At 55.3% G+C, this 14,306-nt stretch carries 10 protein-coding genes; 3 read left to right on the top strand and 7 right to left on the bottom strand.

The features are described from left to right. Positions 1-15: 15 nt before the first annotated feature. The 4 genes from AC6I8A_RS14255 to AC6I8A_RS14240 are packed head-to-tail and all read right to left on the bottom strand — an operon-like array spanning position 16 to position 4,332. Positions 16-1,005 carry an ABC transporter permease gene (locus tag AC6I8A_RS14255; protein ID WP_256697061.1) on the bottom strand — a complete coding sequence of 330 codons (990 nt, stop codon included), beginning with the start codon at positions 1,003-1,005 and terminating at the stop codon, positions 16-18. Beyond that, positions 998-2,503 carry a sugar ABC transporter ATP-binding protein gene (locus tag AC6I8A_RS14250; RefSeq protein ID WP_256698436.1) on the bottom strand — a complete coding sequence of 502 codons (1,506 nt, stop codon included), beginning with the start codon at positions 2,501-2,503 and terminating at the stop codon, positions 998-1,000. The genes AC6I8A_RS14255 and AC6I8A_RS14250 overlap by 8 nt, the downstream gene beginning before the upstream one ends. Before the next feature lie 2 nt (positions 2,504-2,505). Next, positions 2,506-3,489, bottom strand: a complete 984-nt coding sequence (locus tag AC6I8A_RS14245; protein ID WP_176971105.1) for a substrate-binding domain-containing protein — start codon at positions 3,487-3,489, stop codon at positions 2,506-2,508. Positions 3,490-3,501: 12 nt separating this feature from the next. After that, entirely contained in the window at positions 3,502-4,332 is an 831-nt protein-coding gene (locus tag AC6I8A_RS14240) for a DeoR/GlpR family DNA-binding transcription regulator (RefSeq protein ID WP_497818690.1), read from the bottom strand. A gap of 489 nt (positions 4,333-4,821) precedes the next feature. Between AC6I8A_RS14240 and AC6I8A_RS14235 the strand changes: the two genes are divergently transcribed. Together AC6I8A_RS14235 and AC6I8A_RS14230 are read left to right on the top strand one after the other, a co-directional pair. Beyond that, on the top strand, positions 4,822-5,895 hold the full coding sequence (locus AC6I8A_RS14235) for a DUF1176 domain-containing protein (protein ID WP_256697059.1): 1,074 nt from the start codon (positions 4,822-4,824) through the stop codon (positions 5,893-5,895). Positions 5,896-6,010: 115 nt separating this feature from the next. Continuing rightward, positions 6,011-7,318, top strand: a complete 1,308-nt coding sequence (locus AC6I8A_RS14230; protein WP_497818689.1) for an IS4 family transposase — start codon at positions 6,011-6,013, stop codon at positions 7,316-7,318. Positions 7,319-7,367: 49 nt separating this feature from the next. On the opposite strand, the gene ampH is transcribed toward AC6I8A_RS14230, so the two are convergent. The 3 genes from ampH to tal all read right to left on the bottom strand — a co-directional run bounded on the left by ampH (position 7,368) and on the right by tal (position 11,713). Next, entirely contained in the window at positions 7,368-8,537 is a 1,170-nt protein-coding gene (ampH, locus tag AC6I8A_RS14225; RefSeq protein ID WP_008107847.1) for a D-alanyl-D-alanine-carboxypeptidase/endopeptidase AmpH, read from the bottom strand. A 146-nt stretch (positions 8,538-8,683) separates the two neighbouring features. Then, the gene (tkt, locus tag AC6I8A_RS14220) at positions 8,684-10,693 is read right to left on the bottom strand and encodes a transketolase (RefSeq protein WP_497818688.1); all 2,010 of its coding nucleotides are present in this window, start codon (positions 10,691-10,693) and stop codon (positions 8,684-8,686) included. Between the two features lie 69 nt (positions 10,694-10,762). Next, positions 10,763-11,713 carry a transaldolase gene (gene tal, locus AC6I8A_RS14215; protein ID WP_256697056.1) on the bottom strand — a complete coding sequence of 317 codons (951 nt, stop codon included), beginning with the start codon at positions 11,711-11,713 and terminating at the stop codon, positions 10,763-10,765. 289 nt (positions 11,714-12,002) lie between these two features. Between tal and maeB the strand changes: the two genes are divergently transcribed. Further along, positions 12,003-14,282, top strand: a complete 2,280-nt coding sequence (maeB, locus tag AC6I8A_RS14210) for an NADP-dependent oxaloacetate-decarboxylating malate dehydrogenase (RefSeq protein ID WP_256697054.1) — start codon at positions 12,003-12,005, stop codon at positions 14,280-14,282. The last annotated feature ends 24 nt before the right edge of the window (positions 14,283-14,306 follow it).

The following is a 14,306-nucleotide window of genomic DNA, read 5'->3' as shown; positions in this document are numbered from 1 at the left end:
TGAATGCGCCTTCCGTTAGACGAAACTGACATCAGTTTCTTTACGTTTTTTGTAGTGAGTCACGGCGATGGCCACCATGATCACGCCGCCCACCACGATGTTCATGAAGTAGTTGGAGACGCCAATCAGGTTGAGGCCGTTCTTCAGAATGGCGATGAGGAACACGCCCATTAAGGTGCCGCTCACCGTGCCTTTGCCGCCCATCAGGCTGGCACCGCCCAGCACCGTGGCCGCCAGCACATCCAGCTCGCCGCCAACCAGCGCATTCGGCACCACTTCACCCATGCGATAGACCTGCACTAAGCCGCCAATCGCCGCCATCGCACCCAGCCAGCCGTAGGCGAAGATGTGGATAAGACCCACGCGAATACCGATACGGCGCGCCGATTCCGCATCGCCGCCTACCGCATACAGCTGGCGGCCAAGATTGGTTTTGTTCAGCAGCAGCGCGGTGAGTCCGGCAATCACCAGCATGGTCACCAGCGGCAATCCAATCTGGAAGCTGTTGCCTTGCCAGTTGAAGGGCAGCACGCTGCGCAGCGTGATCCACCAGTCCGGCAGCGAATAGAGGCTTTTGCCGCCGGTTACCCACATCAACAGGCCAAACAGCAGCGACTGCATGCTGATGGTGATGATGATCGACACCACGCGCAGCGAGGTAATCAGCAGGGCGTTGATTACGCCAAACAGCGTGCCGCACACCACCGCCAGCAGAATGCTGAGCAGGGCGTTATCAAACTGGAACTGCACAAACAGCGAGGCGATCAGGTATTGCACCACCGACGCCACCGCAGCAAAGGAGATATCGATGCCGCCGGTCACCAGCACCACAAACAGGCCGAGGGCGAAGATGCCGGTCACGGCGTAGCTTTCCGCCAGATCCAGCAGGTTTTGCACCGTCAGGAACTGGTCGCTGGCGGCAGAGAAAAACACGATGAACGCCAGCAAAACCCAGGCAAGCCAGCCCTGGCTGGAGCTCGGACGTAAACGAGAAAAATCAGGCATTGATCACCTCCGCCAGCTGCTGTTGCTCAACGGTATCGGGTTGGTATTCGGCATGAACGGTGCCATCACGGAAGTGCAGGATGCGGTCGCAGTTGTACCAAACCTCGGGCACTTCGTCGGAAATCAGGATGATCGACAAACCTTCTTTCGCCAGCAGATGAATCAGCTGATAGATGCTGGCTTTAGCGCCGACATCCACGCCAACCGTGGGCGAATCGAGGATCAGGATGCGCGGCTGCGTCAGCACCCATTTCGCCAGCACGATTTTCTGCTGGTTGCCGCCGGAGAGCGTGGAGATCGCCAGATTGGGATCGGCGACGCGCACGCCAAGCTGCTGAATCCACTGCAGGATCAGCTTATTCTTGCGGTATTCGTCAATCAGGTGGAAACGGTTTTGCAGTTTGTCGAGGATCGGCAGCACCATGTTGTCGGCCACCGATTGCTGCTGCACCAAACCCAGCGTTAAGCGATCTTCAGATACATAACCGATACCCGCTTTGATCGCGTCCTCGTGTCCACGGAAGCGCACCGGTTTGCTGTCGAGCCAGATCTTGCCGCTGTCGGGCTTGGTCATGCCAAACAGCGACAGTGCCAGTTCGGTGCGCCCAGATCCCAGCAGGCCGCACAGGCCCAGCACTTCGCCCTGATAGAGTTTGAAATTAACGTCGTGATATTGTCCGGCGCGCGTCAGCTTTTCGACTTCGAGGATCAGGCGATCGTCATTGCGCGTCGGCGTTTTTAGCTGATAGTCGAGTTTCAGGCCGGTCATCAGTTCGGTCAGATGGTGCGGCGTCATCGCTTTGGCGGGCCAGCAGCCCATTTTGCGGCCGTCGCGGATCACCGTCACGCGATCCGAAATCTCCAGCACTTCATCCAGACGATGGCTGACAAACACCACGCAGATGTTTTTGTCTTTGAGGTAACGCACGGTGCGCAGCAGCTGATTCACTTCGGTGCGCGTCAATGAAGCAGTCGGCTCATCCATGATCACCAGCCGCGCATCGGCGACCAGCGCACGGCAAATCGCGACCTGCTGGCGGGCGGCAATCGACAGCGATGCCACTTTTTCATCGAGGTCGAGGTCAAACTTCAGCTCATCAATGATGCGCTGCGCCGATTCACGCAGTTTGGCTTTGCGGTGCCAGCCGAGCAGGCTACTCAGGTTGTGCTCGAAGGCGATGTTTTCCGCCACGCTGAGATTGGGGAACAGCGACAGATCCTGATAAATCACCTGGATGCCGAAGTCACGCGCCTGACGTGTGGTCAGACGCGGGAAGCTTGGGCCTTCGCCCAGCGTAATGCGGCTGCCGCTATCCGGGGCGTGCACCCCGGAAATGACTTTGATTAAGGTGCTCTTGCCACAGCCGTTGGTGCCAGCGAGACAGTGCACTTCGCCAGCCAGTAAGGTCAGCGAGATATCGCTCAGTGCGCGGTTGCCACCAAATGTTTTCGACAGGTTGTCGAGCGCAATCAGCGTCTGTGGGATCACCTCTTTCATCATTACAGCCCCATTTTCACCAGTTTTGGCAGGTTCTCTTTGTCCAGGCTTTCGGTGTTGTTGCCGAGGATGGTGTGGGTCGCCTCGTCAACTTTCACTTTGCCTAAACCCTCGATGGTCATTCCGTCGGTGATTGGCTCTTTCTTCTGCATCATGTCGGCGATGCGCACGAACACTTCGCCAGCGGTCTGCGGGTTCCAGATGTAGCCGCCTTTGATTGCGCCGCGCTGCACCAGCGATGCGCCCTGGCCAGGACTGAAGGCACCAATCACGCACACCTGATCAATTTTGTTACGGTTCATCACCGCACGACCGGCGCCAATCGGACCTTGTGAACCAAAGGCCATAATCCCTTTCAAATCCGGGTATTTGGACATCAGCTCATTGGTGGTACGAATCGAGTCATCCAGCGATTCGCCGACGCCAAACTTGTCGGTGACCATCTGCATCTTCGGATAGTGTTCTTTCTGGTAATTCAACGCCGCATCGGTCCACTGCTGATGCAATGGCACGGTCAGGCTGCCGACGTACATGGCGTATTTGCCCTCTTCATGCATGCATTTCGCCAGCGCTTTCATATGGTTGATGCCGTGCGTCGGCGCATCCACCAGTTCGAAGTCCCAGTTAGCGCCTTTCTGATCAGGCGATTCGTGGGTGATGACTTCAATGCCAGCATCACGGGCGCGCTTCAGCACCGGCTCCAGCACCTTCGGGTCATTCGGCACCACGCCAATGATGTCGACCTTCTGGGCAATCAAATCTTCGATAGCACGCACCTGCAGAGCCGGATCGGCCGCCGTTGGGCCCACCATCCACGCGTCAATGCCGCGTTTCGCCGCTTCACTCTTGATGCCCGCTTCCATGGCGTTGAACCACGGAATACCGCCAATTTTCACCACGATGCCCATGCGTAATTTGTCAGCAGCGTGCGCGCCGGAGGCGGCAAACAGGGCGAGCAGAGAACAGGCGATAAGATGTTTTTTCATAAAGACTCCGATTTAATTTTTTATTAGCTGCATAGAATGGCTGCGCTGGGAGCAATCAATAATATTGACGCCGTTCCACGCTAATTCTTGTTCCAGCTCTTTGTCTTTTAATTGGTCAGTAATGAGAAAGTCCACATCGCGATAATGACAAATACGCGCGAATGAGGGCCGTAGGAATTTACTTCCGTCCAGCAACAGATGTTTTCTTTCCGCTGCTAATAACATTTGCTGTTTTAAATGTGCGTTGTTTTCGTTACCTTCACGTAAATAACCGTCATTACCTAAACTGCTACAGGAAAAAAAGATCTTATTGATCTGAAATTCCCTGAGCGGTTGCTCGGCGACTACGCCGTGGAAATCTTCATAACGGTCAGAATATTCTCCTCCCAGACAGATGGTGCGGATACTGCCGCGCGCCGCAAGGGTTTGCACAATCCTGATGGAATTGGTTAATACCGTTAATTCAATATCTGGCAGCTGTCGCGCTAAATACCAGCAAGTGGTGCTGCTATCGAGTAATATACAATCGCCAGGGCTAATGAAATCGAGTGCGCGTTTGGCAATCGCCATCTTGGCATCAACGTGTTCATTTATTCTCTGGCGGAAAGATAATTCATACTCGTTAACGCCTCTTGTATTTCCCTGAATGTTAGCGGCCTGTCGTTTTGCTGGTACCGCACCACCGTGACTGCGTTGTAACAGACCACGTTTCTCCAGCTGATTTAAATCACGCCGAATGGTTTCTTGTGAAACCTGACATAACGTGACTAATTCAGCGACAATGACCCGACCATTTACATTTAATTCGTCAATAATTCGCTGCTGTCTTTCAATCGGCAACATACTAACCTCCGATGGATATAAATTACTGGATAGCGCATTTGGAAAGTGTGGGCTGCGCACGAGTCCACAGTCACCAATACGCCTTAGCTGATTAGAGTGATCTGGATCTTTCTTCAATGTAAATGAGATGTCTGGTTATCAAAATTAAGTGACGCACTTCACATAAAATCGCCTAATGTCGCGAAACCTGCGTTCTACGCGCGTTGCATAGCCGCAACATGGAATTAACCTAGCATGACCGCTTATGCCCGTTTGTGTGTATTTGACCGTTTTGTGATGCGTCAACAAGAGTGCGACGAATCCGATTGAGCAGGAATCGGTCAAAACGGATGATGAGCCATTGCGTCATCCAATACCCGATCGCTACAAGGTGATGTCTTTTTCAGCGGTTGACCCCGCTTTTAGGGCCGGCTCACAGTTTAGGCCTGCTGACAGCGTTCCCGTTGCGCTATTATTTTCTTTCCAGGAATTTGGGGACCGATTTTTTTGATGTCGTATTGGATGAAGTTACTGCTTTTATTGCCCTTTCTTTTTGTCGCGTGCGTACAGGCTCAGCCACTGCAAAAGTCATTTTCTGACTGGCAACTGACCTGTAACAATGCGGCTTTTTGCGTGGCACGCAGTTTTCCCGGTGACAACGGCTTAGTGATGACGATTTCACGTCATGCTGGCGTCAACGATCGCCCCTTACTGCGCATCGATTACGGCAGCGCCTACAGCGGTGAGCTGCCTGGCGGCCCGCTCAAGGATAATTTGCTGCTCGATCAACGCCGTCTGACGCCGGATCTCAAACACTGGACGGTGGAGCCGCATCATCTGGCGACCAGCAATGCTATCGCCATCGACGAGTTCCTGGCGCAGACGCTGGATGCGCAGAATCTGCAATTGACCTACAAAGCCAACGCCACCATTCCGCTCAGCGGCATGAAGGCAGCGTTATTGTTGATGGATGACGTGCAGGGCCGCGTCAACGGTGCCAGCGCCTGGGTGAAGCGTGGCGACCGCGTGCAGTGGGATGTGCCGCCGCAACCCGCGTTGCCGGCGTTACCCGCGCCGTTACCGCCGCCGCCGCCGCTGACGCAGGAAGAGACCAGCGGTTTGATTGATTTTGGTACCTGGCGGGTGAATACCGATAACTGCTCGCTCGATCCGCTGCGGCGTGAAGTGAGCGTTTCACCGCTGACCGACAGCAAAGCGCTGCTGCTGATCAGCTGTGAAACCGGTGCTTACAACGTTATCGATCTGGCATTTGAAGTGACGCGTGATGCGCCTTATGTGTCGCGTGGCTTGAGCTTAACGTTGCCGTTCACCCCAGCATCACGCAGCGATAATCAGCTGGAGTTGGTGAACGCCGAATTCGATGCCAGCCATGGATTGCTTTACACCTTCAGTAAAGGACGTGGATTGGGTGATTGCGGCGTGGCGACGCGCTGGCAGTATGACGGCAACGAATTTGTGCTGGCGGAGTATGCGGAAGAGAAGACCTGCGATGCGTGGCACAGCAGTGAAGATTGGCCAACGTTGTGGGTTACCGAATCGCAGAACCCGGTGCAGTCGCGTTAATCTGTAGGGTCGCCATTAATGGCATAATGCCGATCAGTTAAGCCCGAAATGATCGGTTGAACGATCCTCCAGTTCTGCAAAAATCCGTAATCTCACAGGAATTACGGATTTTTTTATGTTACTCAGTCAGGCTCTCGATGCCGTTCTTAACTTTACGCCCAAAGAGTTCTCCGCGCTCTCCGATCTGCTCTCGCCTGAACTCATCGACGAATGCCTGGCTGATACTGGTATCGTGACCGTGCGAAAACGCCGTCTTCCAATGGAGATGATGGTCTGGGCCGTTACCGGCATGGCCCTGTTCCGCTCGCTTTCCATGAACCAGATTGTTTCTCATCTGGATATCGTTTTGCCGGGCAAGCGCCCATTCGTCGCGACCAGCGCGGTTGTGCAGGCGCGTCAGCGGCTCGGAGAAGACGTGGTCCGCCGGGTCTTTGAAAAGTCACGCCAGCTCTGGTTTGATAAAACACCGCTGTCACACTGGAACGGCCTGACACTGCTGGCGGTCGACGGCACGCTGTGGCGGGCCCCCGATACGCCGGAAAACGATAAGGCCTTTGGGCGGACGGCAAATGCACACAGTCAGTCTGACTGGCCTCAGCTGCGCATGGTCTGCCAGATGGAGCTGACAAGCCATCTCTTATCGGGCGTGAGCTTTGGCAGCGTGACCGAAACCAGCGAGGTTGATCTTGCGGCACAACTGGTGGGACAGACGCCGGATCACTCGCTAACGATCCTGGATAAAGGCTTCTATGCGCCCGGCTTCCTGCATTACTGGCAGACCTCGGGGGTGGAAAGACACTGGATGCTACCTCTGCGCAACGATGCAAAATACCGTGTTCTGCAAAAACAGGGCTCAGGCAGCGAGCTGATAGAACTGGACCTGTCGTGGCAGGCGCGTAAAAAATGGAAAGATGTGCCGGAAACGCTGACGGCGCGACTGATAAGCAAAAAGGTTAACGGGAGAGTGGTGAAAATCCTGACGTCAATGTGCGATCCATTGCGATATCCGGAAGGGGATATCGTTGATCTTTATGGACATCGCTGGGAAATAGAACATGGCTTCCGGGAGATGAAGCAGCATCTGTTGAACAACGAGCTCACACTGAGAAGCAAAACACCGGATCTGGTGAAGCAGGAGTTATGGGGCGTTGCGCTGGCGTATAACCTGCTGCGTTTTATGATGGCGCAGATGGCCTATAGCCTGAAAAACGTGGAGCCTTATCAGCTGGGGTTTAAGCAGGCGGCACTGTACCTGACAGGTCAACTGAGACTCCTGCCTGCGGTAGCGCCGGGAAAAATCCCGAGAATAATAGATGAAATAATGGCGATGGCGGGAAGCTTCGTGCTGCCAACCCGGCGGACGAGACATTATCCGCGAGCGGTGAAAAAGAAGCCGAAACGCTATGCGTTTCGGCATGATTAAGTCTTAACTGACGAGCATTACGCCATTAATGGCGACCTTCCCCATATGATTAACGAATCGCTTGCACCGTCATCGGTGAACCCGACTGATTGCCCACCAATTCCGTCAGCATATTATTCACGCCATCGCTCATCGGGGTGAAACGCGTTAACGGCGAGCGCGTTACCACCACAAACACACCAACGTTGTGCTGCGGCACCATCGCCATATAGGTAATAAAGCCGCCGCCGCCGCCGGTTTTCTGAATAATTCCCGGACGACCTTCCTTCGGCCCCATATACACCCAACCCATGCCCAGCGCATCGGCGCGACCCGGCACATCCATGCCTTCGACTTTGGTCAACTGGTCGCGGCGGTAGATCAGCGTTTGCAGGCGATCGATTTGCGGCGTGCGGTGATTCACCGCCGAGTTGAGGAACTGCTGCATCCAGCGGCCCATATCGTCTGGCGTTGAGTAAACGCCGCCGCTGCCGATAGCCGCCAGCGTGTTGTTACACGGACTGGCGCCTTTCTCCGCAATCATCAGGCGCTGACACTGATCCGGTGACGGCGTGAAAGTGGTGTCTTTCATGCCCAACGGACGCGTTATCAACTGTTGAAACAGCGCCGGATACGGCATGCCCGCCGCTTTGGCGAGTGCATCGCTCAGCAGATCAAAGCCCAGGTTGGAATAGGCGGCATTGGTGCCCGGCGCGGCCTTTAATGCGGCGCCGCTCAGCCATTGCCAGCGATCGGACTTGGTCGGCCAGACAAACACCGGACGATGCGGCTTACCGCCGGGCTGCTCGCGCGGCAGGCCGCTGGTATGCGTGGAAAGGTTAATCAGGCGAATCGGCTGGCCGTTATAGCTTGGCACGCGCGCGCCAGGCGGCGCGTATTTGCTTAGCGGATCGTCAAGACGCAGCTGACCGCGCTCTGCCATCTTCACCATCACTTCGCTGGTCATCAGCTTGCTGAGCGAGGCAATACGAATCACCGAATCGGGCTGCGGACGCACGTTGTTGCCGGGGCGCGTATCACCAAAGCTGGCGAAAACCCGCTGATTGCCGTCAATCGCTACCAGCGCCATGCCGGTTGCGCCGCTGCCATAGAAAATGTGCTCAGCGTAACGATCAACAATTTGCGATGCCAACAGTGGATCGGGCGATGACTGCGCCATGCTTTTTAATGGAAGCACTGAAACCATTAAGGCCAGTAAAAAAGGAGTACGTTTTTTCAACGGGAAAGCGTCCGCTATGAGAATCGGAGGAAAGCTTATAGTAATCAGTTTGAGCGAGGCGTGAAGAGGGCAGGGCAGATTTTTTTCTGTATCAGGCTGTGATCAAAAAATGGCCCTTACGCCAAAAAGACGCAGGGCCAGATCGATTAGTGTGGCTTGAGTAATGCTTCGGTATGGCTAACGATGTTCTCGATGGTGAAACCGAATTCCGGGAACAGTTTGCCGGCCGGAGCAGACTCACCAAAGGTGGTCATACCGACAATCGCGCCGTCCAGCCCGACATACTTGTACCAGTAATCCGCAATACCGGCTTCGACCGCCACGCGCGCTTTCACGCCAGATGGCAGCACCGATTCGCGATAAGCGTCATCCTGCTTATCAAACACGTCGGTACTCGGCAACGAAACGACACGAATCTTGTGGCCGTTGGCGGTGAGTTTTTCCGCCGCGCCGAGCGCAATTTCAATCTCTGAACCGGTGGCGATAATGATCGCTTCCGGTGTGCCCGCGCTATCTTTCAGCACGTAACCCCCGCGCGCGATATTCGCCACCTGCTCTTTGCTGCGATCCGGCTGCAACAGATTCTGACGCGACAGAATCAGCGCGGTTGGCCCGTGATGGCGCTCAACGGCAGCTTTCCAGGCTACAGCGGTTTCCACCTGATCGCATGGACGCCACAAGCTGAGGTTTGGCGTAACGCGCAAGCCAGCGATTTGCTCAACCGGCTGGTGCGTCGGGCCATCTTCGCCGAGGCCAATGGAGTCATGTGTATACACCAGCACCTGACGCGCCTTCATCAGCGCCGCCATGCGCACCGCGTTACGCGCATACTCGACGAACATCAGGAAGGTGGCGGTGTACGGCACGAAGCCGCCGTGCGTGGCGATGCCGTTGCCAATCGCCGTCATACCAAACTCACGCACGCCGTAGTGAATGTAGTTACCGGCGAGATCTTCTTTGATCGATTTTGAACCCGACCAAATAGTGAGGTTGCTTGGTGCCAAATCCGCCGAACCGCCGAGGAATTCCGGCAGCAGCTTGCCATACACTTCCAGCGTATTTTGCGAGGCTTTACGGCTGGCAATTTTTTGCGGATTAGCCTGCAGCTGCTCAATAAATTTCTGGGTTTCCGTTTCCCAATTTACCGGCATTTCGCCACTCACGCGGCGGCTGAATTCCTCTGCCAGCTGCGGATGGGCGGCTTTGTAGGCGGCAAATTTCTCATCCCAGGATTTCTCACGCTGACTGCCGGCTTCTTTGGCATCCCACTGCTGATAAATCTCTTTGGGAATCTCAAAGGCCGGGTATTTCCAGCCGAGTTTCTGTCGCGTCAGCGCCACTTCTTCTTCGCCCAGCGCTGCGCCGTGTGACTCTTCTTTACCGGCTTTATTCGGCGAACCGAAACCAATCACCGTGCGGCAGATGATCAGTGACGGCTTATCGGTAACGCTTTGCGCTTCCTTGATCGCCGCCGCAATGGCTTCTGGATCGTGGCCATCAATACCTTCTGCGCTGCCGATCACATGCCAGTTATAGGCTTCAAAGCGTTTATGCGTATCGTCGGTGAACCAGCCTTCGGTTTCACCATCAATCGAGATACCGTTGTGATCGTAGAAACCAATCAGCTTGCCAAGACCGAGCGTACCGGCCAGCGAGCACACTTCGTGCGAGATGCCTTCCATCAAACAGCCATCGCCCATAAACACGTAGGTGTAATGGTCAACGATGTCGTGATCGGGTTGGTTAAACTGCGCCGCCAGCGTGCGCTCGGCAATCGCCATGCCCACGGCATTGGCTAAGCCCTGGCCGAGCGGACCGGTGGTGGTTTCGATGCCTGGCGTGTATCCGAGTTCCGGGTGACCTGGCGTTTTGGAATGTAACTGGCGGAAGTTTTTTAACTCTTCCATCGGCAGATCGTAACCGGTGAGATGCAGCAAACTGTATTGCAGCATTGAACCGTGACCGTTGGAAAGAATAAAGCGGTCGCGATCAATCCATGCCGGATTATTGGGATTGTGATGGAGGAAATCGCGCCATAAAACTTCGGCGATATCGGCCATGCCCATCGGCATGCCGGGATGTCCGGAATTTGCTTTTTGTACCGCATCCATGCTGAGTGCACGAATTGCGTTAGCCAACTCTCTGCGTGAAGACATAAGGTTCTCCCTTGTGATTTGGCGATAGCGGATGAGCCAATGCCCATCCGCCATAAGAGTGAGTGCGGATTACAGACGAGAAGAGAGCACGTCTTCCAGCTTCTGCTGGTCGATGGCGAACTGACGGATGCCGTCTGACAGTTTTTCTACCGCCATCGGATCCTGATTGTGTTCCCAGCGGAATTCCGCTTCAGACAGTGAAGCCGGCTGATGGAAGCCTTCGGTTGATGGCTCCAGCTTACGCTCCAGCGGCGCGTCGCTGTTGGCCAGCTCTTCCAGCAGGTTAGGGGAAATGGTCAAACGGTCGCAGCCGGCCAGCGCCTGAATCTGTTCCACTTTACGGAAGCTGGCACCCATGATGACGGTGCTGTAACGGTGCTTCTTGTAGTAATCGTAGATACGACGCACAGATTTCACGCCCGGATCTTCATCAACCACATACGGGTCGATCGGTTTGCGGGAGTTGTACCAGTCGTAAATTCGGCCAACAAATGGCGAGATCAGGAACACACCGGCTTCAGCACAGGCACGCGCCTGTGCGAAGGAGAACAGCAGTGTCAGGTTGCACTGGATACCGTTTTTCTCCAGCTCTTCGGCGGCTTTGATGCCTTCCCAGGTCGAAGCCAGCTTGATCAGAATGCGTGAGCGGTCGATGCCATGCTCTTCGTAAAGACGGACCAGCTTCTCGGCTTTGGTCACACACATGCCACGATCGAAGGAGAGGCGCGCATCCACTTCGGTCGAAACACGGCCCGGTACGCTTTTCAGAATTTCCATACCGAGGTTGATTGCCACTTTGTCGCTGGCGTTGATGATTTGCGTCTCTTTGCTGCCGCCCTGTTTTTTCGCGTAGTCGATGGCGTCATCAATCAGATGTTTGTAGGCGTCGAGACCGGCGGCTTTCAGAATCAATGATGGGTTGGTGGTCGCATCTTCCGGGTGATAATGGCGAATGGATTCGATATCGCCGCTGTCTGCCACCACGGTGGTGTACTGTTTTAATGCATCTAGCTGGTTCATCGCTTAACTCCTTGATGAGCAAATTTGTGGGCAAATCTGTGGTGCCCATTCCTGTTATAGTCCGGTCCAACACAGTGCTACAGACGTTTCACGAAGAAAATGCGTTTTCTCTGAAACGCTTCAGCCACGCGTTTTGCCATCAATAAGGATAGCAGGCTGTGACAAAGCCGCAGGCGCAGCGGTAGCAATCCGTGCCCTTTGTACTGTGCGTTCTTTGAGCGCCTTCACCCTCTTGTGTGCCGCAAATTCCTATACTGATGGCTCATTTAGCGGTGCCAAAGGATGCCCAATGGACGATCAACTTAAGCAAAGCGCGCTCGATTTTCACCAATTCCCCACGCCCGGAAAAATTCAGGTTTCACCCACCAAACCGTTAGCCACACAGCGCGATCTGGCGCTGGCCTATTCGCCCGGCGTCGCCGCGCCTTGTCTGGAAATTGCCGCCGATCCGCTGGCGGCACGCAAATACACCGCGCGCGGCAATCTGGTGGCGGTGATCTCCAACGGTACGGCGGTGCTGGGATTGGGCAATATTGGCGCGCTGGCGAGTAAGCCGGTGATGGAAGGCAAGGGCGTGCTGTTTAAAAAGTTCGCTGGCATTGACGTATTTGATATCGAAATCGATGAGCGCGATCCCGATAAGTTGATTGAGGTAATTGCCGCGCTGGAACCCACTTTTGGTGGCATCAACCTGGAAGATATCAAAGCGCCCGAGTGCTTCTATATTGAGCAACAGCTGCGTGAGCGGATGCAGATTCCGGTGTTCCACGACGATCAGCACGGCACGGCGATCATCTGTACTGCAGCGGTGCTCAACGGCTTAACCATCGTCAAAAAAGCCATCAGCGATGTGCGGCTGGTGGTCTCCGGCGCGGGTGCTTCGGCGATTGCCTGCCTGAATCTGCTGGTGGCGCTCGGCATGCAGCAGCACAACATTGTGGTTTGCGATTCCAAAGGCGTGATCTATCGCGATCGCGAGCCGAATATGACGCCGACCAAAGCCGCGTACGCGGTAGCCGACAGCGGCGCACGCACGCTGGATGAGGTGATTGGCGGCGCAGATATCTTCCTCGGTTGTTCTGGTCCCAAAGCTTTAACGCCGGAAATGGTGCAGAAGATGGCGCAGGATCCGCTGATTCTGGCGCTAGCCAATCCCGAACCGGAAATCATGCCGCCGCTGGCGAAACAGGTGCGGCCCGACGCGATTATCTGCACCGGTCGCTCTGATTTCCCCAATCAGGTGAACAACGTGCTGTGCTTCCCGTTTATTTTTCGTGGTGCGCTGGATGTGGGTGCCACGGCGATCAATGAAGAGATGAAGCTGGCGGCGGTACACGCGATTGCGGCGCTGGCGCAGGCGGAACAGAGCGATGTGGTGGCGTCGGCGTATGACGATCAGGACCTGAGTTTCGGCCCGGAATACCTGATCCCCAAACCTTTCGATCCACGTTTGATTGTGCAGATCGCGCCAGCGGTAGCCAAAGCGGCGATGGAATCGGGCGTCGCCACGCGACCAATAGAAGATTTTGATGCCTATCGTGAGCAGCTTACCGAGTTCGTCTACAAAACTAACCTGTTTATGAAGCCGATCTTCTCGCAGGCGCGCAAAGATCCCAAACGCGTGGTGCTGGCCGAAGGCGAAGAGGTGCGCGTGCTGCATGCCACGCAGGAACTGGTAACACTGGGCCTGGCGAAACCGATTCTGATTGGTCGCCCGAACGTGATCGCCATGCGTCTGCAAAAGCAGGGGTTGAAGATCGAGGCGGGTAAAGATTTTGAGATCGTTAATAACGAGTCCGATCCGCGTTTCAAAGAGTACTGGAACGAGTATTACCAGATCATGAAACGGCGTGGCGTGACGCCGGAAACCGCCCAGCGCGCGGTGATCGGCAATCCTACATTGATTGGCGCAATCATGGTGCATCGTGGCGAGGCTGACGCGCTGATCTGCGGCACCATCGGCGATTATCAGGAACATTACGACGTGGTGGAGAAAGTGTTTGGGCTGCGTGAAGACGTGAAGGTGGCGGGCGCGATGAATGCGCTGCTGCTGCCGAGCGGCAACACCTTTATTGCCGACACCTACGTCAATGAAGATCCCAGCGCCGAGCAGCTCGCGGATATCACGCTGCTGGCGGCGGAAACGGTGCGACGCTTCGGCATTGAACCGCGCGTGGCGCTGCTGTCGCACTCCAGCTTTGGCACCTCGAATGCGCCGGGCGCGCGCAAAATGCGCGACGTGCTGGCGCTGATTCAGCAACGCGCCCCGGAACTGGAAATTGACGGCGAGATGCACGGCGACGCGGCGCTGGTTGAGAGCATTCGCCGCGAACTGATGCCAGATAGCCCGCTGAAAGGCACCGCAAATTTGCTGATTATGCCGAACGTCGAAGCGGCGCGTATCAGCTATAACCTGCTGCGCGTCTCCTGCTCCGAAGGTGTTACGGTGGGACCGGTGCTGATGGGGATCAGCAAACCGGTGCATGTGTTGACGCGCATCGCATCGGTGCGGCGCATTGTAAATATGGTGGCGTTAGCGGTGGTGGAGGCGCAGACCGAACCGTTATAGAACTATCAAAAAGGTCGCCATGAA

The sequence above is a fragment of the Pantoea sp. X-Soil-ISGK-275 genome (assembly GCF_059730795.1).
This window is presented reverse-complemented; position numbering and strand designations above follow the sequence as displayed.